This window comes from Rhizobium sp. Leaf321 (genome assembly GCF_001423215.1).
GTDB classification, from domain to species: Bacteria; Pseudomonadota; Alphaproteobacteria; order Rhizobiales; family Rhizobiaceae; genus Neorhizobium; species Neorhizobium soli.
Genome location: NZ_LMOF01000006.1, coordinates 1117511 through 1139536, shown reverse-complemented (window position 1 = coordinate 1139536; position 22026 = coordinate 1117511). Strand labels below are relative to the sequence as shown.

The following is a 22026-nucleotide window of genomic DNA, read 5'->3' as shown; positions in this document are numbered from 1 at the left end:
CGCAGGATCGAACTTCTCGCCTTCCTAAAGCCCGTATTGATGTCCAATCCACTGTTTCCAAATGTCACAACGCCGAAGAAAACCGGGGTTGCCAACATTTTGTGACAGGGGCCCTGTCGCAATGCCGTTCCCAATCGCTTAGATAGGCGCGGCTACCATCGATCGAATGCGGGACGAAAGCCCCTTAGGACCTGAGGCATAATGCGGGAATGAAGCTTCTCGAACTCTACATATTGCGCCGAATCCTGCAGATGTTCCTGGTGGCACTCGTTCCGGTGCTCACGATCATCTGGACGATTCAGGTGCTCGGCCGCATCAACCTGGTCACCGACACCGGCCAGTCGATGGGCTCGTTCATGCAGCTCGCAAGCTATATCCTGCCGACCATCATTCCGGTTGTCCTGCCCTTCGCCTTTGTCATCGGCATCACCCAGACGCTGACGGCGATGAACAATGATTCGGAACTGCCTGTGATCGACGCGGCCGGTGCGGCCCGCAGCATCATCTACAAGCCGGTGATCTTGCTCGCGGTCGCGCTCAGCCTCGTCTCCTTCACCATCACCAATTTCATCGAACCCAAATCACGGCTCGGCGCGCGCGAAATGGTCGCAGCTGCCTATGCTGACCTTCTATCTTCCGTGATTGAGGAAAAGACCTTTCGCAGCATCGAGGACGGGCTTTACGTCCAGATCTCCGAGCGCCATTCGGGCCGGGTGCTGAAAGGCCTGTTCATCGTCGATTACCGCGATCCGAATTTCGGCCTGATCTATTATGCCCGCGAAGGATCGGTCGATCCTGGCGGCACATCGCTTACCATGCGCGACGGCGAAGTGCATCGCAAAGGCCCGGACGGCCGGATCTCGATCGTCAAGTTCGCGTCCTACGCGTTCGATTTGTCAGCGATGACCCAATCGGATGAGGGCGGCCTGCCGCTTTACTCCGGTGACCGGCCGCTGAGCTTCCTGCTCAACCCCGACAAGACCGATCCTGCCTATCAGAAAAAGCCCGAGAGCTTCCGCAGCGAGCTGCATCGTCGCCTGTCCGACTGGCTGTTCCCGATCACCTTCGCGCTGGTGTCTCTGCTTGTGGCCGGCAACACGCGGTCGCACCGGTCGGCACGGCTGCATCCGATGATCTATGTGCTGCTTTTCGCCTTCCTGCTGCGCTGGCTGGGCTTCTCGGCCACCAATCTGACGGAACGCAACGCGGCCTACGTGCCGCTGGTCTACGCGATTCCGCTGGTGACCTGCCTGGTGACGGGCTTCATGCTGGCCACCAACCGGCAGATCCAGATGCCTCGCCTGTTCAGCCGCAGCATCACGAAAGCGACAACCGTCGTGCAGAAGCGCCTTTCGCCGACGGGACGGGGAACCACGGGAGAGGCGAAATGATCTTCTCCACACTCGGCCGCTATTTCTTCAAGCGCTATATCAGCACCGCATTCTGGTTCCTGCTCGGTGTCAGCGCCATTATCTTTCTCGCCGATTTCAGCGAGACGAGCCGTCGCCTCTCGGGCCTCAACGGCTACAGCCTCTACGGCGCGCTGGCGATGACGGCATTGCGCGTGCCGCAGATCCTGCAGCAGGCCATCCCGACGCTGAGCCTGTTTATCGGCATGACGGTGCTGATCGCGCTCAACCGTCGCTACGAACTGGTCGTCACCCGTGCAGCCGGAATTTCTGTCTGGCAGTTCGTCGCACCTTTCATTGTCGGATCGTTTCTGCTCGGTCTCTTCACGCTGTTCGTCGTCAACCCGATCGGCGCCTGGGGCCAGCGCGAATCAATCTCGCTCGAGACCACGTGGCGGCAGGCCAGCAACAAGTCCAAGTCGTCCAAGTTCGTGCCGTGGATCCGCCAGCTGTCCGGCGACGAAGACGTGATCATCGGCGCCAAGACCTATCGCGAAAGCGGTACCGAGCTCCTCGACGTGGTGGTTTTCCACTTCGACAAGGACGACGTCATCACCATGCGGCAGGACGCCAAGACCGCTAAGTTGGAAGATGGTTACTGGCTTCTTAACGACGTTCTGGAGAATCGGCCGGGCGAAATTCCGACCCGTCTCGAGACGGCACAGGTCAAAACCAATTTGAGACGCGAGTATCTTCAGGAGAGCCTTGCTCAGCCGGAAACCGTTGCGTTTCTTGGTCTTTCCAGAAAGATCGAGATCGGCAAATCCTTTGGAATCTCGACGAAGGCGCTGGAAACCCAGTTTCACTCCCTGCTTTCACTGCCGCTGCTGCTCGTCGCCATGACGATGATTGCGGCAACAGTGTCGTTAAAATTCAGTCGCTTCGCGCAGTCCAGGTCGATGATTCTGGGTGGAATAGTTTCGGGCTTCGTGCTTTATGTCGTCTCGGTGCTTGTGAAGGCATTCGGGAGCAGCGGGGCGATTCCTCCTTTCGTGGCGGTCTGGATTCCAGTCGTCGTCGCGACTGCCCTGGGCGCTACGATCTTGCTTCATCAGGAGGATGGCTAGTGGCGGTAAGTAACCGCGGAAATATCAGTCGGCTCGCCGCCGCCCTGCTGACCGGTGTGTCTGTATGTGTCTCTGGCGTCGCTGCATTGACGGGCGGCGCGTATGCGCAGGGCCTCGTGCCGGCTGCTGAAGACGGTGCGAAGATGCTTCTGCGCGCCAACGAACTGACCTACAATCAGGACAACAAGCGCGTCACCGCGACCGGTGGCGTCCAGATCTATTACAACCGTTACCGCATGGTCGCGCAGCGCGTTGAATACGATCAGAACACCGGCCGCGTCATGGCGACCGGCAATATCGAGTTCATCGAACCGTCGGGCAGCCGCGTCTATGCGGAAGAGCTCGACGTGACCGACGATTTCGGCCAGGGCTTCATCAATGCCCTGCGCGTCGAAACCACTGACAACACCCGCCTTGCGGCTGAAAGCGCCGAGCGCCAGACCGGCGATATCATGGTGCTCAACAACACCGTGTACACCGCCTGCCTTCCATGCGCCGCCACACCCGGCAAGGCGCCTCTCTGGCAGGTCAAGGCACAGCGCGTCATTCGCAATGGACAGAAGCATACGATTCGCCTCGAGAATGCACAGTTCGAGTTGTTCGGCTTTTCGCTTGGAAAGCTGCCCTTCCCGATCGAAGTTCCCGACGAGACTGTCGAGCGCAAGTCCGGCGTTCTGTTTCCGAAGTTCATCGTCAGCGACAACCTCGGGTTCGGCGTCACCGTCCCCTATTACCATGTCTTCTCGCCAAGCATGGATGCCACGATCAGCCCGACCTACTATTCGAGCCAGGGACTTCTGGTCGAAGGCGAAGTGCGCAACCGGTTCGACAACGGCGACCACACGTTCCGTTTTGCCGGCATCGATCAGCGCGATCCCGGCTCGTTCGACGCTGGCACAAGCGACCGCGAGCAGAACAGCCGCTTCATGGCCGCCTCCAAGGGCGAGTTTCAGATCAACCCGCGCTGGGCCTTCGGCTGGAACGTCATGGCCCAGACGGACGCGAACTTCTCGCGGACCTACAGCCTGACCGATGTCAGCCAGGATACGTTCACCAACGACGTCTACCTGACCGGCCTTGGCAAGCGTAACTATTTCGACCTGCACGCCTACTATTTCGACGTCCAGGACAATGGCACGTCGAACACGCTCGAGCGCCAGCAGGCGATCGCCTATCCGTCGTTGGACTACCAGTATATCGCGCCCGAATCGGTGTACGGCGGTGAGCTTTCGTTCAACGCCAACCTGACCAACCTGTCGCGTCGCGAAGAGGATTCCTACTTCGAGGGCACCACATACCGCTTCCCTGGTCTCGAAGGCGATTACGCCCGCGTGACGACCGAAGCCGAATGGAAGCGCACCTACACGACATCGGGCGGCCTGCTGCTGACGCCGCTGTTTGCAGCACGCGCCGATGGCATCCGCCACGATGTGTCCAATCCGAACTTTGCCTATGACGGCAATCTGGAGCCGAACGGTACGAACGGCCGATACATGCTGACGGCTGGCCTCGAGGCCCGCTATCCGTTCCTGATCACCAGCGAAAACAGCAGCCACATCATCGAGCCGATCGCGCAGATCTATGCGCGTCCGGACGAACAGATGTCCGGCGGCCTTCCCAACGAGGATGCGCAGAGCTTCGTGTTCGATGCCACTTCGCTGTTCGAACGGGACAAGTTCTCCGGCTACGACCGTGTCGAAGGCGGCACCCGTGCCAATGTTGGCTTCCGCTATACCGGCTCGTTCAACAACGGCATCGGCGTGCGCGGCATCTTCGGCCAGTCCTACCAGATTGCCGGCGAGAATTCCTTTGCCAGCGACGATCTTGTTCAGGCCGGGGCCAATTCGGGCCTCGAAACATCGCGATCCGATTACGTCGCCATGGCGGCGATCGACCTGCCGCAGGGCTTCTCGCTTTCCAACAACGTACGGCTCGATGAAAAGTCGCTCGATATCCGTCGCACCGATACAGCGTTCAGCTATTCCACACCGCGGGTCAGCGGCAAGCTGATCTACACTAAGGTCGATGCGCAGGACGAGTACGGCGACAGCGACGCGACGGACGTGCTGAAGAACAGCATGTCGCTCCGGGTCAACGAAAACTGGTCGCTGGCCGGTTCCGCCACGTGGGACCTGACAGACAGTTCGCTCATCCGGCGCGGCGTCGGTATCAGCTACGCCGACGAGTGCACGATCTTCACGCTTGCCTATACCGACAAGCCTTCGGAAGCCGATGCGAACGACTGGACGATCAGTGCGCGCCTGAGTTTCCGCACGCTTGGCGACGTCAATATCGGCACGACCAAGGATTACGATCAAACCTTCCGTTACTGAGACCGGTAACGGAAGAATCGTCATGGTTTTGCCGCAACGATTGTGCAATCGGACGCCAATCGGCTAGTATGGCGGCCGAAAGCGCGCAAAGTCGCGCGACAAGTGCCCGGGCGGAAAAAAGGGATTGGTTTCATGTTTGCAATGACCGCGACACGCAAGATCGTGCTGGCAGTCTCCGTGCTCGCCGCGACCACGGTCGCCACGCCGGTGATGACACCAATCGTGGCAATGGCACAGTCGACGAGCGGCGTCGCAGCCGTCGTCAACCGGTCGGCGATCACCACCGCCGACGTTGCTCGCCGTTCGGCCTTCATGCGCCTTCAGCGTCAGAAGCCGAGCAACAAGGTAGCTCTCGATCAGCTGATCGACGAAACGCTGAAGCGCCAGGAAATCTCGCGCGTCAAGATGTCCGTCAGCACCGAGGACGTCGATCGTTCGTTTGCCCGCTTCGCGCAGGGCAACAAGATGACGCCCGAGCAGTTGAGCAGCGTGCTCAATCAGGCCGGCGTCACACCGGACCATTTCAAGGCCTATATCGCCGTGCAGATGAGCTGGCCGCGCCTAGTCAACGCACGTTACGGCGGCGGTCGTCAGCGCATGTCGACCGACCAGCTTGTCACCCGCATGATGGAAAACAAGCAAAAGCCCGTCACCACCGAATATTTTCTGAAACAGGTGATCTTCGTTGTTCCCGCGGCAAAGCGGAACGCCATCCTCAACAAGCGCAAGGCGGAAGCCGACGCGTCGCGGTCGCGGTTCCCCGGCTGCGCCGAAGCTAAAACCTTTGCAGCCACGATGCTGGACGTTTCCATCCGTGATCTGGGCCGCGTGCTTGCGCCGGATTTGCCGGAAGACTGGAAGCCTCTGATCGAGAAGTCCTCCGGCAACACGACCGGCACGCGCGTTACCGAGCGTGGCGTCGAGTTCCTGGCGATCTGCGAGCAGCGTCAGGTTTCCGACGACGTGGCGGCCGAAGCCGTGTTCCGCGCCGAGGATCTCGGCAAGGCTGAAAAGTCCGGTGAAGACCCGAACAGCAAGAAGTACATGGACGATCTGCGCGCCAAGGCCCAGATCGATTACATCCAGAAGTCGTAAAGCCCAAAAGGGCCTGAACGGAGACCGCATGCCTTTTGATCGTCCGCTCGCGCTGACCCAGGGCGATCCTGCCGGCATTGGTCCAGACATCACGCTCGCCGCATGGACGGCGAGACGGACACACGGCATTGCGCCGTTTCTCTTCCTCGGCGACCCGGCGGTGCTTGCATCGCGCGCGGCCCTGCTTGGCCTCGACGTTGTGATCCGTGAAACCGACGCGGACGGCGCCGTTTCGATCTTCGAAAACGCGCTTCCCGTTCTGCCGATCCCGGCCGGAGCCGAAGTCGCTGCCGGCGAGCCGCATGTCGCCACCGCCCGCGGGACGATCGAGGCGATCGAGACCGCCGTGTCGCTGTCGTTTGCGGGCAAGACGCTCGGCGTCGTCACCAATCCGATTGCCAAGTCCGTTCTATACCAGGCAGGCTTCGGCTTTCCCGGCCATACGGAATTCCTGGCGGACCTTGCGCACAAGCATACGGGCACCCCCGTGCGCCCCGTCATGCTGCTGGCCGGACCGAAGCTGCGGGCCATCCCCGTCACGATCCACATTCCGCTCAAGGACATTCCAGCGGCGCTCACCGAAACGCTGATCCTTGAAACCTGCCGCGTGACCCATCACGACCTGAAAGTCCGGTTCGGCATCGACCAGCCGCGCATCGCGATTGCCGGTCTCAATCCGCATGCGGGCGAAGACGGCACGATGGGCACCGAAGAACGCGACATCATCCATCCGGCCATCGTCAAGCTGCGCGCAGAGGGCATCAACGCCTTCGGGCCACTCCCGGCCGATACGATGTTTCATGACGAAGCCCGCAGCCGTTACGACGTGGCAATCTGCATGTATCACGATCAGGCGCTGATCCCGGCCAAGGCGCTGGGTTTTGACACATCCGTCAACGTCACGCTCGGCTTGCCCTTCATCCGGACCTCTCCCGACCACGGCACCGCCTTCGGCATCGCCGGCAAGGGTGTCGCCCGCGAGACGAGCCTGGTCGAGGCAATCCGGCTTGCAGGCGCCATGGCCGGAACAATGACACCGAGCCTTGCGGGGCGCATCTGATGGCGACGCTCGATGGGCTGCCGCCGCTGCGTGACGTCGTCCAGCGTCATGGACTGGACGCCAAGAAATCGCTTGGCCAGAACTTTCTGTTCGATCTCAACCTCACCCAGAAGATCGCCCGCGCGGCCGGACCGCTGGAGGACGTGACCGTATTCGAGGTTGGGCCGGGTCCCGGCGGCCTTACCCGCGCCATCCTGTCGCTCGGCGCCAAGAAGGTGATCGCCATCGAGCGCGACGCCCGCGCGCTTCCTGTGCTTGCAGAAATCGCCGACCACTATCCGGGACGGCTTGAGGTCATCGAGGGCGACGCGCTGCAGATCGATTTTGCCGCGCTCGCGGCCGAGAAGGCTTCCGGTGGACCGGTCAAGATCATCGCCAACCTGCCCTACAATATCGGCACGCAACTGCTGCTGAACTGGCTTCTGCCTGAGGACAAGACCTGGCCGCCATTCTGGCAGAGCCTGACGCTGATGTTCCAGAGGGAAGTGGGTCTGCGCATCGTTGCCGACCAGGAAGACGACCACTACGGCCGCCTCGGTGTCCTCGCGGGCTGGCGCACCGATCCCCACATGATGTTCGACGTGCCGCCTCAGGCCTTTTCACCACCGCCCAAGGTGACATCGACTGTCGTGCATCTGATCCCGCGCGCCAATCCCCTGCCCTGCGATGTCTCCAAGCTGGAACGCATCACCCACGCCGCCTTCGGTCAACGTCGCAAGATGCTGCGCCAAAGCCTGAAACCGGTCGGTGGCGAAGCCCTGCTTGGCAAAGCCGGCATCGACCCGCAACGCCGCGCCGAAACGCTGTCGGTGGAAGAGTTCGTAAGACTGGCAAATCTGCTCTGAAGGGCGTCACCTATCGCTTGGCGCGATGGGGCCACCTCGACTTGTGGGCGCGACGAACGCGCGCCCTTCCAACCAAAACCTAAAGCGTTGGCTCTTCCGTCAGGAGGTTGCTCACGAACTCGAACAGGCCGTGCCTGCGGTCGCGGCGGACGCGTTCGGCGTTGACGATGCAGCTGACGTTGTGGAAGGCTTCGTCGAGATCGTCGTTGACGATGACGTAGTCGTATTCGCGCCAGCGCTCGATTTCCGAGCGGGAATTGGCAAGCCGGGTGCGGATCACCTCTTCGCTGTCTTCAGCGCGGCGGTGCAAGCGTGACTGCAGCTCGGTCATGGTTGGCGGCAGCACGAAGATCGAGACGACGTCCGCCTTCATCTTTTCCTGCAGCTGAAGTGCGCCTTGCCAGTCGATGTCGAACAGCATGTCGCGTCCCTCGGCCATCGCCTTTTCGACCGGCTCGCGCGGCGTGCCGTAGAAATTGCCATGCACCTCGGCCCATTCCAGGAGGTCGTCGGCATCGCGCATGCGCTCGAACTGCGGCACGGTGATAAAGTGGTAATGGGTGTCGGCGATCTCGCTCGGGCGCTTGGCGCGGGTGGTGACACTGACCGAGATCTCGAGGCTATGGTCGCCGCGCAAGAGATTGCCGGCGATGGTGGATTTGCCAGCGCCTGACGGCGACGACAGCACCAGCATCAATCCCCGGCGCGCGATCGTCGTCTTCATCTTCGAGGGCGACGAGGTTTTCGGTGTCGAGGGGGCCGGGCTCATGGTCGTGTCACTCCAGATTCTGAACCTGTTCGCGGAACTGGTCGATCACGACTTTCAGTTCCAGTCCTGCTGCCGTTACAGCAGCGGCGTTGGATTTGGAACAGATCGTATTCGATTCCCGGTTAAATTCCTGTGCAAGGAAGTCGAGACGGCGCCCGGCAGGCCCGCCCGTCTGCAGAAGCTCGCGGGCTGCGACGACATGGGCCTTCAGCCGGTCGATCTCTTCGCGCAGATCGGCGCGGGTCGCAAGCAGTGCTGCCTCGCCATAAAGCCTGTCGCGGTCGAGGGTCGGCGCCTCCGCCATCAAGGCGGCGAGCTGCGTGGAAAGCTTCTTGGCAATCTCTTCCGGCGAGCGGGACGGGTCCTTCTCCACCAGCGTCGTCAGTTCGGCGATGCGGTCCACATGGCGGGTGAGAATGTCCCGCAGTGCCGACCCTTCGTGCTCGCGCATCTCTTCAAGTTTGAAAAGCGCGTCGCCGAGACAGTTGAGAATGGCGGCGTCGCGCGCCGTCACCGCCTGTTCGTCATCCTCGGCCTCGCGGATCTCGACGAGACCACGGATGCCAAGCAACGTGTCGAGACGCAGCGGTGCCGGATCGACCAGATCGCCCAGTTCAGCACGGAGCGCCATCACGGCGGCCAGTGCATCGCGGTTCAGCACCGCTTCCACCTTTGCGTCATCGGTCGAGAGCGACAGCGCCACCTGCAGATTGCCGCGCGAAAATCGTTCGGAAATCCGCTTGCGGACATCCTGCTCAAGACGATCAACGCCGGAGGGCAGCCGCAATCGCATGTCGAGCCCCTTGCCGTTGACCGAGCGCAGTTCCCAGGCAAAGCGATTGCGGCCGCTTGTTCCTTCGCTGCGGGCAAAGCCGGTCATCGACTGCAGGGATTTCGGGTCAGACGGCAGGCTCATACGCTTCTCCGGACTGCCTTCCCCAGAGGCAAGGCGTCAGTTGCTTTTCGGTGGCTTTTCGGCGTCGTCGCCATCCGGCTGGCCATCGACCACTTCTTCACCGCGGGCTGCCGCATTGCCGGTTGACCGTTCGGCCTCGATCCGGCGCCAGCGACGTACGTTGGCATTGTGCTCTTCCAGTGTGGCTGCAAACACGTGCCCGCCTGTGCCGTCTGCCACGAAATAGAGATCGTTGGTGCGCCACGGATTGGCAACAGCCTCGAGTGCGGCGCGGCCGGGGTTGGAGATCGGCGTCGGCGGCAGGCCCTTGATCTGATAGGTATTGTAGGGCGTCTGCTTGGTCAGATCGGACTTGTAGATCGGCCGATCGGACGGTTTGCCCTCACCGCCGAAGATGCCGTAGACAATGGTCGGGTCAGACTGCAGTCGCATGCCCTTGTTCAGCCGGTTGATGAAGACCGAGGCGACATGGGCGCGCTCGTCGTCCTTGCCGGTTTCCTTCTCGACGATCGAGGCCAGCACCACGAACTCTGCCTTGGTCTTGACCGGCAGGTCGGGGTCGCGCTTTTCCCAGATCTGGTCGATCGTCTTCTGCTGAGCGGCATGCATCTGCGAGAGGATTTCCGACCTCTTGGTGCCGCGCGAGAACTTGTAGGTATCGGGCCGCAGGCTGCCTTCGGCGGGAAGCTCCGCCGGCAAGTCGCCTTCCAGCACCGCATCCTCGTTGAGACGCAGCATCATCTGGCGCACGGTCAGGCCTTCCGGGAAGACGACGGAATAGAGGATGGACTTGCCGGAGATCAGCGTCTCCATCACGTCCTTCATCGAAGCCTTCGCCTTGATGTCGTATTCGCCGGCCTTCAGCGTCTCGCCGCCGCGCAGATAGGTCGCGGTCACGTAGCGGAACACGCGCGCGTCGGACACGACGCCGTTGCGCTCGAGATTGTTGGCAATCTCCGCCAGGCCGTTGCCGGGACGGACCATGAAGTGGGCGTTCGTTTCCAGCGGGCCCGGATCCTGAAACGTCCGGATCATGTAATACAGGCCGCCGATCACCACGATGCAGACGAGCACGACCATGGTCATGACGAAGTTCAGGAAGATCACCAGCTGGCTGCGCGCCTTCTTGGAGCGACGCGGCGGTTCCGGCACCCGTTCGGGCTTCAGGGCCTCGTTCGGCGATTTCGGAATGATCGGACCACGGGTCGTACCGTTGCCATTGCCGCCATGGCCGTTTCCACTGCCATAACCCGGCTGATCATTCGATGAATTCATGTCGCTCAACCGTTTCCCCTCGACTCTGGACTTTCAACCGGCTGTTTGGCCAAGCAATACGGCAAAAAGCAGGTTCGGAAAATGATATCGGCCGGACTGTCGAAGTCCAGCCGAGAAGCGAAGGCCGAATGTGCGTCAGGCTTCGTAGCGCTTGAGCACCAGAGACGCGTTGGTACCGCCGAAACCAAAGGAGTTCGACAGCGCCACGTTGATTTCGCGCTTGCGCGCGGTATGCGGAACAAGATCGATCACAGTGTCGACATCAGGGTTGTCGAGGTTCAGCGTCGGCGGCGCGATATTGTCACGGATCGCCAGTGCGGAGAAGATGGCTTCGACAGCGCCGGCTGCACCGAGAAGGTGACCGATTGCCGACTTGGTCGACGACATGGAGACCTTGGAGGCCGCATCGCCAACCAGGCGTTCGACAGCACCGAGTTCGATCGTGTCGGCCATGGTCGATGTGCCATGCGCGTTGATGTAGTCGATGTCGGATGCGCCAAGACCAGCGCGCTTCAGGGCCGACGTCATGCAACGGAAAGCACCATCGCCGTCTTCGGAAGGAGCCGTGATGTGGAAGGCATCGCCGGACATGCCGTAACCGACGACTTCGGCGTAAATCTTGGCACCGCGCGCCTTGGCGTGTTCGAGCTCTTCCAGCACGACGATTCCGGCGCCCTCGCCCATCACGAAACCGTCACGGTCGCGGTCGTAGGGGCGCGAGGCGCTTTGCGGGTCGTCGTTGCGAAGGGTCGACAGCGCCTTGCAGGCAGCAAAGCCCGCCAGCGCGATCCGGCAGATGGGTGATTCGGCACCACCGGCCACCATGACCTCCGCGTCGCCCAGCATGATCAGCCGGGCGGCATCGCCAATCGCGTGTGCGCCGGTGGAACAGGCGGTGACGACCGAATGGTTCGGGCCGCGCAGCTTGTGCTTGATCGAGACCTGTCCGGAGACAAGGTTGATCAGGCGGCCGGGAATGAAGAACGGCGAGATGCGGCGCGGGCCTTTGTCTCGCAAAGTGTAGCCAGCCTCGACGATACCCTCGAGACCACCGATGCCGGAGCCGATCAGGACGCCGGTCTCGATCTGGTCCTGGTCGGTCTGCGGGTGCCAGCCGGCGTCGGCCAGCGCCATGTCGGCGGCGGCAACACCATAAAGAATAAATGGATCGATCTTGCGCTGTTCTTTCGGCTCCATCCAGTTGTCGGCATTGAATGTGCCGTTGGAACCGTCGCCGACCGGAATGCGGCAGGCGATTTTGGCCGGAAGATCTTCGACTTCAAATTCGGTCACGACCCGGGCGGCGTTGTCGCCGGCCAGCAGACGTTGCCAGCTGACTTCCGTTCCGCATCCCAGAGGAGATACCATGCCGGTACCGGTGATAACGACACGCCTCATCGCCAGTGCCCCACCCTGTAGTAGTATTGTCAGTTAGTTGCTGAAACGGCCCGAACAAGCGGGCCGTCATGAGAGATCGCGGCCTCGCAACGAGGCGCGCGTCCCGAATATGGTTCGATCAGGCCTGAGCCTTTTCGATGAACTTTACAGCGTCGCCGACCGTCAGGATCGAGTCAGCTGCATCGTCCGGAATTTCTACGCCGAATTCTTCTTCGAACGCCATGACCAGTTCGACCGTATCGAGCGAGTCCGCGCCGAGGTCGTCGATGAAGCTAGCGCCTTCGACAACCTTTTCGGCGTCGACGCCGAGATGATCAACAACAATTTTCTTAACGCGTTCTGCGATATCGCTCATGTCGGTTTCCTCGACCTTTTGTCTTCTCGAATGCCTGAATGGCATCCGTATCCTGTTAATACCTGCCGCCGGCACTTCATGGTGCCGATGCGGGCAAACCCCTTCGCCCCTCTTCAGGTTCCAGTCACATGCTCACGCATTATGACGCCCTGAATTTCGGGGTGACTTCGTGTAGTCAAGGCCCGCTTAACACGGTTTCCGTGCTACGCAAAGCCAGAATCTGTTCCGCCGCACAGCCGCCAACAGCCGATTTTACTCGGATTTGCTGCGCCCGTGCCCCCGATCAGATCATCGCCATACCGCCATTGATATGCAAGGTCTGTCCAGTCACATATCCCGCTTCATTCGAAGCGAGGTAAAGAACAGCGGCGGCAATGTCGGATCCGGCGCCCATCCGCTTCATCGGAATGGCACCCATGATGGCGTCTTTCTGCTTGTCGTTGAGCTTGCCGGTCATGGCGCTCTCGATAAAGCCTGGCGCGACGCAGTTGACCGTCACGTTGCGCGTGGCGATTTCCTGCGCCAGCGACTTCGAGAAGCCGATCATGCCGGCCTTGGAGGCGCAATAGTTGGCCTGGCCCGGATTGCCGGTGACGCCGACGATCGAGGTGATGTTGATGATGCGGCCGAAGCGACGGCGCATCATCGGATGGGTCAGCTCGCGGGTCAGGCGGAACACGGAGGTCAGGTTGACTTCAAGGACTGCGTCCCAGTCCTCGTCGCTCATGCGCACGAACAAGCCGTCCTTGGTGATGCCCGCATTGTTGACGAGAATGTCAACGCCGCCGAGTTCGGCTTCCGCCTTTTCACCGAGCGCCTTGACCGCGGCGCGGTCGGAGAGATTGGCCGGAAAGATGTGGACGCGATCGCCGAGTTCGGCAGCGAGTGCTTCGAGTTTCTCGACGCGGGTGCCGTGCAGGCCGACGGTTGCGCCCTGCGCATGCAGCATGCGGGCGATTTCTTCGCCGAGGCCGCCGGTGGCACCGGTGACGAGGGCCTTGCGGCCGGTCAGGTCAAACATGTTGAATTCCTTCTCTTCAGCCGAGGATGGCAGCCAGCGCCGCGTCGATATCGGCCGGGGTGTTGAGGGCTATGCCAGAGATATTCTTGTCGATGCGGCGGGCAAGACCCGTCAGCACCTTGCCGGAACCAATTTCGTAGAGCGTCGTCACGCCATTGGCGCCGAACCACTCGACGGTTTCGCGCCAGCGCACCTGTCCGGTCACCTGCGCCACCAGCAACGTCGCGATCTCGTTCGCGTCGCTGACCGGCGTTGCGCGCACATTGGCGATGACAGGCACGACCGGATCGTTTTTCTGGACGGTGTCCAGCGCATGGCGCATGGCGTCGGCCGCCGGCGCCATCAGGTCGCTGTGGAAGGGCGCAGAGACCGGTAGCATGATCGCGCGCTTGGCGCCTTTTTCGGTCGCCAGAGCCGCTGCTTTCTCGACAGCAGCCTTCGAGCCGGAAATCACCAGCTGGCCGCCGCCATTGTCGTTGGCGATCTGACACACGCCTTCCGACTTCGCCTCCACACAGATCGCTTCGACATCGGCATGATCGAGACCGATGATCGCAGCCATCGCGCCCTGGCCGACCGGAACGGCGGACTGCATCGCGTCACCGCGAATGCGCAACAGCCGTGCTGTGTCTGCGAGAGAGAACGTGCCGGCCGCACAAAGAGCCGAATATTCGCCGAGCGAATGGCCGGCGACGAAACCGACCTTGTCGGCGAGAACGAGTCCGCGAGCTTCGAGAACGCGCATAGTCGCGATGGAAACGGCCATGAGGGCCGGCTGCGCGTTGGCGGTCAGCGTCAACGTTTCTTCCGGCCCGTTCCACATTGTTTCGGACAGTTTCTGGCCGAGCGCCTCGTCGACTTCATCGAACACGGCACGGGCTTCGGGAAAGGCGTCGGCCAGTTCCTTGCCCATGCCGACGGCCTGGCTTCCCTGACCCGGGAATGTGAATGCGATACTGCTCGCCGGACTACTCATAAGGTCGTTTCCTTTCCCTATTTTTGCCCTTTCCATTCACATTCCCGCCTTGCAAGTCAAGGGTTTCGGGCATTTACCCCGCTTTTGGCCGGTGCTTACCCCCTGTTATCAGCCCGAAATCAGGCTGATCACTTCGTTGACGCAAAGAACGACGAACAGCAGCGCTGCAGCGCCGAGCAGGCCGTTCGACAGCCAGCCATTGCGCCATTCCTTCGGGACGCGGGCAGAGTTCAGCAGCCAGATCAACGTGACCGCCAGGAACGGCATGAAGAAGGCTCCGAGCGCGCCATAGATGATGACGAGCGTGAACGGGCGGCCGAACCACAACAGCGACATCGGCGGGATCGTCAGCCAGAACAGGTAGAACTTGAAGGCCGGCGTCTTTTCCAGTCCCTGCCGCGAGCCACTGGTTTCGCCACGCACGGTGCGGACGAAATCCGCAAACAGCAGCGACACGCCATGCCAGACGCCGAGGATGGAGGAGATCGTGGTGGCAAAGAAACCGACCAGGAAGGCCTTTGCGACAAACGGACCGAACCGCTCCTGGAGCACCGCGTCGAGATCGAGCAGCCCGCGGTCACCGGTCGAGAGCGCGATCTGCGCCGTGTAGAGAAGCTCGGCGCCGACGATCAGCATGGCGATGACGAAAATGCCGGTCATGATGTAGGCGACGCGATTGTCGAGGCGCATGACGCCCATCCAGGACGGTGTGCGCCATCCCTTGGCATTCACCCAGTAGCCGTAGGACGCCATTGTGATGGTACCGCCCACGCCGCCGATCAGGCCGAGCGTGTAGATGGCCGAACCCTCGGGAATGGTCGGGATCAGACCGGTCAGCGCATTGCCGACATCAGGCACGACGAGGATGGCGATGCCGACGACGATGGTGAACATGATGGCGATGAAGATCTTCATCACGGTCTCGAAGACTTCGTAGTTGTTGAAGGCAACGAAGGCCGCGCAGACGAGGCCTGAGATCATGGCCCAGGCCCAGAGCGGCAGGAACGGGAAGAGAGCCGCCAGCGGCAGTGCCGTCGCGCTCATGGCGGTAGCGCCGTACACGAAGCCCCAGATCATGATGTAGATGCCAAAGTACCAGCTCGTCCATTTGCCGAGCGACCGCCAGCCGTCGAGCATGGTCGAACCGGTCGCGAGGTGATAGCGGGCCGATCCCTCGGCAAGCGCGATCTTGACGATACAGCCAATGACCGCTGCCCAGAGTAGCGCATAGCCGAAACGCGAGCCGGCAATCAGCGTGGCGATCAGATCGCCTGCGCCAACGCCGGTAACGGCAACCACGATACCGGGACCGATCAGTTTCCATCGACCCGTCTTCGGCGGTTCGCCGGCGTCAGGAAACCCCTTGTCGTCGTATTGTGTCGTCTTATGCTGCGTCGCGTTATCGACCATTCAAAATGCCCTCCAAAAATTTGTTCTGCGCCAGATGCAAATCCGGCCGCAAAATTGCCGTATCGGGAACAAGTTGGAAAAAATTCTCTCCCGTCCAGCAAACTCTTGATAAATTTTACGCTACCGACGCGCGAAACCGGCACCGATCTGCTCTTGCACTGCGTCAAATCCGATCTAAAGTCCGGCCACTTTTTCAGACGGGATCGATCTTTATGAAATACAATAAACTGGGCCGCACCGACCTCTCCGTTTCGGAGATCTGCCTGGGCACGATGACCTGGGGAACGCAGAATTCCGAGGCCGAAGCCCATGAACAGATGGACTATGCCTTCGACAACGGCATCAACTTCTTTGATACGGCCGAACTCTACCCGACGACGCCTCCGGGTGCCGAAACCTACGGTGACACGGAAACGATCATCGGCACCTGGCTGCAAAAGAGCGGCAAGAGACAGGACCTGATCCTCGCCTCCAAGATCGCCGGCAGCGGTCGCTCCTACATTCGCGACGGCCGCCCGATTACCCGCGAGACGATTCGGGAAGCACTCGATGCCAGCCTCTTGCGCCTCAAGACGGATTACCTCGACCTCTACCAGATCCACTGGCCGAACCGCGGCACGTTCCACTTCCGCAATTCCTGGAAGTTCGATGCGTCGAAACAGGATCGCGAACAGGCACGCACGAGTTTTCTGGAAAAACTCGAAACGCTCGGCGAACTGGTGAAGGAGGGCAAGATCCGCGCGATCGGGCTTTCCAACGAAAACACCTGGGGCACGATGCGCTATCTCGATGTGGCAGAGGAGAAGGGTCTGCCCCGCGTCGCGACGCTGCAGAACGAATACAATCTTCTCTACCGCCAGTTCGATCTGGATCTTGCAGAAATGTCCCATCACGAGGATGTCGGCCTGCTCGCCTATTCGCCGCTCGCAGCCGGGCTGCTTTCCGGCAAGTATCAGGGCGGTGCACGACCTGAAGGCTCGCGCGGCTCGATCAACCAGGATCTCGGCGGTCGCCTTCAGCCGCGACAGGAGCCGGCGGTCAAGGCCTATCTCGACATCGCCAAGAAGCACGGCCTCGACCCGTCGCAGATGGCGCTCGCCTTCTGCCTGACGCGCCCCTTCATGGCCTCCGTCATCATCGGTGCAACGACGATGGACCAGTTGACAACCAACATCGCCGCTGCCGACGTGACGCTGTCGGATGAGGTTCTGAGACAGATTGCCGCGGTCTATCGCGACTATCCGATGCCGATCTGAGGTCGCGACAGATTGCGGATGACCGGCTGAAACACGCTGTCGTCATCCGCAAACTTGCGCTATTTCTTCCGGCGGAGGACAAGCCATGATCGACATTCCAAGGCCCGGAAGCCCGTTCCACGAGGCCTATCTGGTCGCAGCCGCGCAATGCGGTCAGCTGCCGATTACCGAGATATCCGACACGAACGAGAACTGCATCGTCAGCTCGATCGCCTGGATCGCCATGCGCGACCAGGTCAGGGCGGACCGGACCTTCGTGGCGGAGGCTGGATTTCCGCTCGCCGCCCTCCTCATCGTGATTGCCGTGGTCAGATACCGGAAAAGCCGGGCGGCGCGGTAGGTCAGCATAAAGGTGGCCGGAACGATAAGTCCCGGCCGCCGGATATATCTCTGTCGCCGCTCAATCGCTCGGCTATTTCACGACAACTCAGCCGGCGGGTTTGCGATCAAGGATGGTGCCGACTGAAGGAAGCTGATCGATGGAGCGAAGAAGTACTCGCCGCCCATCAAGGTCACCGTCTGCACGAAATCCATCACGCCGACCTTTTGTGGCTGACTATGGCCATCGATCCATTCCTTTTCGGACGGATCGCCACTGTTTGCGACCTGGCTGATGATGAAGTCGACACCTTTCTTCGCCGGAACCGCCGGCTGGAATGGAAACGACGTATTGTTCGCCCAGGCACTCTGGGTGAACTCGAACTGCTGATTGACGTCGGCCATATAGGCCATGAAGATCAGACCGACGCCTGTCTCCGGTTCATCCGAGAAGTCCGGCTTGCGCGGTCCGTAGGTAATCCCCCGGCGCGCCATGATATGCGAGCGCTCGGACTTGTCGCCCGGCGTGCGCGGATTGGTCTTCCTGACATGCGCTCGAACCGGACATTTCAGCCCGACCGGGTCGAGTGTGTAGTCGAAGTCATTGGTTGGCGCGCCCGCCACTGGACCGCTCTGCAGTGCCGGTGTTCCGTCCTCGAAGCGACCGACAACCATCGCACCCGCGCGGTCCTCATCGGGGTTCTGTGGATCCACCGACTGCGCAAGCAGACGTTCCCTCTGCTTGGACAGCTTCACGTTCTGCTCGAGCTTGCGGTAGACGAAATAGCTGCCGCATGAAAATGTCGTGGGATTGCCCGGATCCGATACGACAAACTGGGAGGCCTTGAACTCCTCGTCCCATTTGCCACGAGGTTTGGGCATTCCATTGTTGTCGAGGAAGTCTTCGGTCAGAAACAATGGCTGGCTGATGCCATCGACATAGCCGAAATGCTCGATGCCTTCGCCTCGAACATCGCCGCCCGCCTGCTTGCGCCTCTGCGCCAGGCCGATGTCCGAACCCAGAACCGTTGCGCCGTGCTTTGCGAAAACCTTCTGCAACGCGCTGTAGGAATTGCCCACAAGTGAGGCCTGTTCGTCTGCAATCAGAACCATGGCGTCGGGGTCGTCCTTGGCGCTGTCCCAAGCCTCACCCTTTTCCCAGTGCTCCTTTTCCGGATCATTGATTGGAGGACCGGCAAACGGAAGCGGCATCGGATTGAGCCGTCCGCGGTTCCGCATCCCGGCCCTGAATGAGGCATCGGCGGGAATGTTGGCATCCGGCAAACTAAGGGCTGCATACCCTTTTGCGCTGAGGAAGACGCTGACGACCGTTCCGCCGCCGAGTTTCGTTGCCTTGAATGCTTCTGCCTCGCGCAGTTGCGTCAGCGCGGATGTCGTCACGAACGAAAGATCCCGCAGCAGGCCGGCGACCGCATCAGACTTCATGCCAGCGAAACTAAGAAAGACATTCTTGGTATGGTCTCTGCCGTGCCCCTTCAGGATATTGGCCTGCAGGTCCGACAAAAGCGAAAGAAGATCCGCATCCGACGTCCAATTTTTCCAGGTGATGGTAGTATTCAAAATAGTATCGAGCTTAGCCATGCCTCCTGCTCCTCTTGGCAAAGGGTCGAATTGACCCGAACCCAAATTACAACCCAAGGTGCTATGAAGTCCATTCAACTATTTTTGCGAGCGCTGCGCCCCTCCCTCTTGCCTTATCCCCAAAAATCCGTATAAGCCGCCTTGTTCGAAACACCCGGTCTTCTGGCTGGTGGCTGAACGGAGGGTAGGTCGCGTGAGCGGCCGTAGGAACGAAAAGCGTTCCGGCCTCCCGTGTCTCCGCTCTCGACCGTCTCGATACAACAGCTTTTCTTGCCTGGGCTTGTCCCATTCCAAGAGCAGTCGTTGAGGCTTAGCCGCCGAACCCGGGTGACAAAACAACCGCAAGAAAGGCAAAGCTTACATGGCTCTTTATGAACACGTATTCCTTGCTCGACAGGATATGTCCGCACAGCAGGTTGATGCCCTCGTAGAACAGTACAAGGGTGTCCTCGAAGCAAATGGCGGCAAAGTCGGGCGCGTAGAAAACTGGGGCCTCAAGTCCCTCACATACCGCATCAAGAAGAACCGCAAGGCGCATTACGCCCTTATGGACATCGACGCACCGGCAGCTGCCGTGCACGAGATGGAACGCCAGATGCGCATCAACGAAGACGTTCTTCGCTACATGACGCTTGCCGTCGAGAAGCACGAAGAAGGTGCGTCTGCAATGATGCAGAAGCGCGATCGTGACGACCGTCCGCGCCGTGATGGCGACGACCGTGGTCCTCGCCGCGACTTCGGCGATCGTGGCCCGCGCCGCGATTTCGGCGATCGTCCCCCGCGTGAAGGTGGTTTCGAGCGCGCACCGCGCCCGCCACGTGACGCTTAATCGGTTCGAAGGAGAAAACACCAATGGCTGACTCATCCTCCTCCGCGGCACGCCGTCCGTTCCACCGCCGTCGCAAGACCTGCCCGTTCTCGGGCGCGAATGCACCGCGGATCGACTACAAGGACGTTCGTCTTCTGCAGCGCTACATTTCCGAGCGCGGCAAGATCGTACCTTCGCGTATCACGGCCGTTTCCCAGAAGAAGCAGCGCGAACTGGCCCAGGCCATCAAGCGCGCTCGCTTCCTCGGCCTGCTGCCTTACGTTCTTTCGTAATCTGATATCGGACCTGCCGGCTTTAGCGCCGGCGGGTCCATCTTCCCTTCCGCGTTGGGCGCGGATCGGCAAAACCAAAACCCCATGTTGGGGATCAAGGCCATTGCGACATCCGTCCCGGCCTATCCCCTAACTGCTTGATGTGGCAGGACAGCGAGACAAAGTGACGAACAAGTTCCAGACAGTGCTGCCGACCGGTATCCTTGCCGGTGTTATCGCCACCGTGCTTGTCATGGGTGCGAGCGCACAGTCGTCGTTTGCCTCCATTCTCTATGCCGCTTCCGCTCTTCCCATCCTGATTGCCGGCCTTGGCTGGGGCAATCGCGCCGCCATCGTCGGTGTCGTCACCGCAGGCGTACTTGGTGCACTTCTCGTGTCGCCGATGTTTGCGCTTGCCATGGCAGTGTTCACGCTGATCCCCGCCGGCTGGTTGTCGCATCTTGCCAATCTTGCCCGTCCCGCCTCCGAACTCGGCGGCCCGGACAATCTGATGGCCTGGTACCCGATTTCCGACATTCTGCTGCATCTCTGCGGCCTCGTCACGATTGCCGTGATCGCGCTCGGCTTTGCGATCGGCTATGGCCCGGAACTGATCGACCAGATGGTCGATGCGATGACGACAGCGCTTCAGGCGCAAGAGCCGACGCTCGCCCCCGATGTCGCGAGCCTTTCCCAGACCAAGTCGCTGCTGGTGCTGATGCTGCCGATGTTCCAGGGCGGCATCTGGGTAACGCTTTTGTTTGCGGCCTTCTACATCGCCGTGCGCGTCGTCTCGCGGTCGGGCCGTGCGGTTCGCCCGCGCGAGGACATGCCGTCGGCGCTGCGCATGAACCGCAATGCCATCTTCATCTTCCTCGCCGGCACCGTGATGACTTTCTTCGGCGGCGCTCCGGCGATGATCGGCGCGGTCGTCTGCGGCACGTTCGGCGCCGGCTTTCTCATGGCGGGCTATGCCTCGCTTCACTTTCGGACACGCGACAAGGACTGGCGCCTGCCGGTTCTCGTCCTCTGCTACCTGTCGTCGATGCTTATCCTGCCGGCGATCGCCATTGTCGTGCTGGGTCTTTCCGACACACGCCGCACCATTGCCCTGACGCCTGCAAAACCTGCAGACGGCAGTGACGAACCACCTACGAATTGAAACTTGAAAGGAACCACAACATGCAAGTCATTCTGCTTGAACGCGTGGCCAAGCTTGGCCAGATGGGCGAAACGGTAAAGGTCAAGGACGGCTTTGCCCGTAACTTCCTTTTGCCGCAGGGCAAGGCGCTGCGCGCCAACGAAGCCAACAAGAAGCGCTTCGAATCCGAGCGTGCAACGCTTGAAGCCCGTAACCTGGAGCGCAAGGGCGAAGCCCAGACCGTTGCCGACGCGCTTGACGGCAAGACCTTCGTGATCGTCCGCTCGGCTGGCGAAACCGGCCAGCTCTACGGTTCGGTCGCTGCCCGCGACATCCTCGAGGCACTGGCTGCCGAAGGCTTCAACGTCGGCCGCAACCAGGTCGATCTCAACACCCCGATCAAGGCAATCGGCCTGCACAAGGTCGTTCTGCACCTGCATTCGGAAGTCGAAACCGAAATCGCCGTCAACGTTGCCCGTTCCGCTGAAGAAGCCGAGCGCCAGGCCAAGGGCGAAAGCCTCACCTCGGCTGACGCCATCTACGGCGTCGACGAAGACGCGCTTCGTCCGGAAGACTTCTTCGATCCGGACGCAGACGGCAACGCTGAAGACGACGAATAAGCCGTCATCGTCTAACCAGTTCGAGAAACGCCCGGGTCATCAGCCCGGGCGTTTTTTGTCTTCTTGGGCTATACTGATGC

Annotated in this window: 21 protein-coding genes; 12 read left to right on the top strand and 9 right to left on the bottom strand. The window is 60.8% G+C overall.

Annotated features, from left to right (window positions below; all coding sequences use genetic code 11):
- The first annotated feature begins 209 nt into the window (after positions 1 to 209).
- From ASF70_RS11830 to rsmA, 6 genes are all read left to right on the top strand, one after another.
- Positions 210 to 1391: an LptF/LptG family permease gene (locus ASF70_RS11830; protein ID WP_062579873.1), complete on the top strand. Its 1182-nt coding sequence runs from the start codon at positions 210 to 212 to the stop codon at positions 1389 to 1391.
- A complete protein-coding gene (gene lptG, locus ASF70_RS11825; protein WP_062453330.1) occupies positions 1388 to 2476 on the top strand; it encodes an LPS export ABC transporter permease LptG in 1089 nt (362 codons plus the stop codon). Before ASF70_RS11830 ends, lptG begins: the two co-directional genes overlap by 4 nt.
- Positions 2476 to 4809, top strand: a complete 2334-nt coding sequence (locus ASF70_RS11820; RefSeq protein WP_062453331.1) for an LPS-assembly protein LptD — start codon at positions 2476 to 2478, stop codon at positions 4807 to 4809. The genes lptG and ASF70_RS11820 overlap by 1 nt, the downstream gene beginning before the upstream one ends.
- A 141-nt stretch (positions 4810 to 4950) precedes the next feature.
- A complete protein-coding gene (locus ASF70_RS11815) occupies positions 4951 to 5904 on the top strand; it encodes a peptidylprolyl isomerase (RefSeq protein ID WP_062580243.1) in 954 nt (317 codons plus the stop codon).
- A gap of 28 nt (positions 5905 to 5932) precedes the next feature.
- Entirely contained in the window at positions 5933 to 6964 is a 1032-nt protein-coding gene (pdxA, locus tag ASF70_RS11810) for a 4-hydroxythreonine-4-phosphate dehydrogenase PdxA (protein ID WP_062579871.1), read from the top strand.
- Positions 6964 to 7809: a 16S rRNA (adenine(1518)-N(6)/adenine(1519)-N(6))-dimethyltransferase RsmA gene (gene rsmA, locus ASF70_RS11805; protein WP_062579869.1), complete on the top strand. Its 846-nt coding sequence runs from the start codon at positions 6964 to 6966 to the stop codon at positions 7807 to 7809. The genes pdxA and rsmA overlap by 1 nt, the downstream gene beginning before the upstream one ends.
- A gap of 79 nt (positions 7810 to 7888) precedes the next feature.
- On the opposite strand, the gene gmk is transcribed toward rsmA, so the two are convergent.
- The 8 genes from gmk to ASF70_RS11765 all read right to left on the bottom strand — a co-directional run bounded on the left by gmk (position 7889) and on the right by ASF70_RS11765 (position 15929).
- The gene (gene gmk, locus ASF70_RS11800; RefSeq protein WP_062579867.1) at positions 7889 to 8578 is read right to left on the bottom strand and encodes a guanylate kinase; all 690 of its coding nucleotides are present in this window, start codon (positions 8576 to 8578) and stop codon (positions 7889 to 7891) included.
- A gap of 7 nt (positions 8579 to 8585) precedes the next feature.
- Complete coding sequence (locus ASF70_RS11795) at positions 8586 to 9494, bottom strand: YicC/YloC family endoribonuclease (protein WP_062579865.1); 909 nt, start codon at positions 9492 to 9494, stop codon at positions 8586 to 8588.
- Positions 9495 to 9530: 36 nt separating this feature from the next.
- Positions 9531 to 10769, bottom strand: a complete 1239-nt coding sequence (mltG, locus tag ASF70_RS11790; protein ID WP_082471870.1) for an endolytic transglycosylase MltG — start codon at positions 10767 to 10769, stop codon at positions 9531 to 9533.
- Positions 10770 to 10904: 135 nt separating this feature from the next.
- Positions 10905 to 12167, bottom strand: coding sequence for a beta-ketoacyl-ACP synthase II (gene fabF, locus ASF70_RS11785; RefSeq protein ID WP_062453337.1), 1263 nt, complete (start codon positions 12165 to 12167; stop codon positions 10905 to 10907).
- 118 nt (positions 12168 to 12285) lie between these two features.
- On the bottom strand, positions 12286 to 12522 hold the full coding sequence (locus tag ASF70_RS11780; protein WP_006727438.1) for an acyl carrier protein: 237 nt from the start codon (positions 12520 to 12522) through the stop codon (positions 12286 to 12288).
- Between the two features lie 283 nt (positions 12523 to 12805).
- A complete protein-coding gene (gene fabG / locus ASF70_RS11775; protein WP_062453338.1) occupies positions 12806 to 13543 on the bottom strand; it encodes a 3-oxoacyl-[acyl-carrier-protein] reductase in 738 nt (245 codons plus the stop codon).
- Positions 13544 to 13559: 16 nt separating this feature from the next.
- Positions 13560 to 14519, bottom strand: coding sequence for an ACP S-malonyltransferase (gene fabD / locus ASF70_RS11770; RefSeq protein WP_062579862.1), 960 nt, complete (start codon positions 14517 to 14519; stop codon positions 13560 to 13562).
- Positions 14520 to 14627: 108 nt separating this feature from the next.
- Positions 14628 to 15929 (bottom strand): Nramp family divalent metal transporter, encoded by a 1302-nt coding sequence (locus tag ASF70_RS11765; protein WP_062579859.1) that lies wholly within the window; start codon positions 15927 to 15929, stop codon positions 14628 to 14630.
- A gap of 212 nt (positions 15930 to 16141) precedes the next feature.
- On the opposite strand from ASF70_RS11765, the gene ASF70_RS11760 reads away from it, so the two are divergent.
- Together ASF70_RS11760 and ASF70_RS11755 are read left to right on the top strand one after the other, a co-directional pair.
- Positions 16142 to 17185: an aldo/keto reductase gene (locus ASF70_RS11760; RefSeq protein ID WP_062579857.1), complete on the top strand. Its 1044-nt coding sequence runs from the start codon at positions 16142 to 16144 to the stop codon at positions 17183 to 17185.
- Between the two features lie 85 nt (positions 17186 to 17270).
- The gene (locus tag ASF70_RS11755) at positions 17271 to 17525 is read left to right on the top strand and encodes a hypothetical protein (protein WP_062579855.1); all 255 of its coding nucleotides are present in this window, start codon (positions 17271 to 17273) and stop codon (positions 17523 to 17525) included.
- 77 nt (positions 17526 to 17602) lie between these two features.
- On the opposite strand, the gene ASF70_RS11750 is transcribed toward ASF70_RS11755, so the two are convergent.
- On the bottom strand, positions 17603 to 19105 hold the full coding sequence (locus ASF70_RS11750) for a hypothetical protein (protein WP_062579853.1): 1503 nt from the start codon (positions 19103 to 19105) through the stop codon (positions 17603 to 17605).
- Between the two features lie 361 nt (positions 19106 to 19466).
- Between ASF70_RS11750 and rpsF the strand changes: the two genes are divergently transcribed.
- From rpsF to rplI, 4 genes are all read left to right on the top strand, one after another.
- Positions 19467 to 19934 (top strand): 30S ribosomal protein S6, encoded by a 468-nt coding sequence (rpsF, locus tag ASF70_RS11745; protein ID WP_062453344.1) that lies wholly within the window; start codon positions 19467 to 19469, stop codon positions 19932 to 19934.
- A 23-nt stretch (positions 19935 to 19957) separates the two neighbouring features.
- Complete coding sequence (gene rpsR / locus ASF70_RS11740; RefSeq protein ID WP_062453345.1) at positions 19958 to 20206, top strand: 30S ribosomal protein S18; 249 nt, start codon at positions 19958 to 19960, stop codon at positions 20204 to 20206.
- 163 nt (positions 20207 to 20369) lie between these two features.
- On the top strand, positions 20370 to 21347 hold the full coding sequence (locus ASF70_RS11735) for a DUF2232 domain-containing protein (RefSeq protein WP_062579851.1): 978 nt from the start codon (positions 20370 to 20372) through the stop codon (positions 21345 to 21347).
- A 20-nt stretch (positions 21348 to 21367) separates the two neighbouring features.
- On the top strand, positions 21368 to 21946 hold the full coding sequence (gene rplI, locus ASF70_RS11730; protein WP_062579849.1) for a 50S ribosomal protein L9: 579 nt from the start codon (positions 21368 to 21370) through the stop codon (positions 21944 to 21946).
- Positions 21947 to 22026 lie beyond the last annotated feature (80 nt).

Excerpts from the sequence above, each read along its gene's own strand:
- fabD (WP_062579862.1), bottom strand. The coding sequence starts at position 14,519 with ATGAGTAGTCCGGCGAGCAGTATCGCATTCACATTCCCGGGTCAGGGA.
- pdxA (WP_062579871.1), top strand. The coding sequence starts at position 5,933 with ATGCCTTTTGATCGTCCGCTCGCGCTGACCCAGGGCGATCCTGCCGGC.
- fabF (WP_062453337.1), bottom strand. The coding sequence starts at position 12,167 with ATGAGGCGTGTCGTTATCACCGGTACCGGCATGGTATCTCCTCTGGGA.
- ASF70_RS11760 (WP_062579857.1), top strand. The coding sequence starts at position 16,142 with ATGAAATACAATAAACTGGGCCGCACCGACCTCTCCGTTTCGGAGATC.
- ASF70_RS11830 (WP_062579873.1), top strand. The coding sequence starts at position 210 with ATGAAGCTTCTCGAACTCTACATATTGCGCCGAATCCTGCAGATGTTC.
- lptG (WP_062453330.1), top strand. The coding sequence starts at position 1,388 with ATGATCTTCTCCACACTCGGCCGCTATTTCTTCAAGCGCTATATCAGC.
- mltG (WP_082471870.1), bottom strand. The coding sequence starts at position 10,769 with ATGAATTCATCGAATGATCAGCCGGGTTATGGCAGTGGAAACGGCCAT.
- ASF70_RS11815 (WP_062580243.1), top strand. The coding sequence starts at position 4,951 with ATGACCGCGACACGCAAGATCGTGCTGGCAGTCTCCGTGCTCGCCGCG.
- ASF70_RS11795 (WP_062579865.1), bottom strand. The coding sequence starts at position 9,494 with ATGAGCCTGCCGTCTGACCCGAAATCCCTGCAGTCGATGACCGGCTTT.
- rplI (WP_062579849.1), top strand. The coding sequence starts at position 21,368 with ATGCAAGTCATTCTGCTTGAACGCGTGGCCAAGCTTGGCCAGATGGGC.
- ASF70_RS11765 (WP_062579859.1), bottom strand. The coding sequence starts at position 15,929 with ATGGTCGATAACGCGACGCAGCATAAGACGACACAATACGACGACAAG.
- fabG (WP_062453338.1), bottom strand. The coding sequence starts at position 13,543 with ATGTTTGACCTGACCGGCCGCAAGGCCCTCGTCACCGGTGCCACCGGC.
- ASF70_RS11780 (WP_006727438.1), bottom strand. The coding sequence starts at position 12,522 with ATGAGCGATATCGCAGAACGCGTTAAGAAAATTGTTGTTGATCATCTC.
- rpsR (WP_062453345.1), top strand. The coding sequence starts at position 19,958 with ATGGCTGACTCATCCTCCTCCGCGGCACGCCGTCCGTTCCACCGCCGT.
- gmk (WP_062579867.1), bottom strand. The coding sequence starts at position 8,578 with ATGAGCCCGGCCCCCTCGACACCGAAAACCTCGTCGCCCTCGAAGATG.
- ASF70_RS11755 (WP_062579855.1), top strand. The coding sequence starts at position 17,271 with ATGATCGACATTCCAAGGCCCGGAAGCCCGTTCCACGAGGCCTATCTG.
- rpsF (WP_062453344.1), top strand. The coding sequence starts at position 19,467 with ATGGCTCTTTATGAACACGTATTCCTTGCTCGACAGGATATGTCCGCA.
- rsmA (WP_062579869.1), top strand. The coding sequence starts at position 6,964 with ATGGCGACGCTCGATGGGCTGCCGCCGCTGCGTGACGTCGTCCAGCGT.
- ASF70_RS11750 (WP_062579853.1), bottom strand. The coding sequence starts at position 19,105 with ATGGCTAAGCTCGATACTATTTTGAATACTACCATCACCTGGAAAAAT.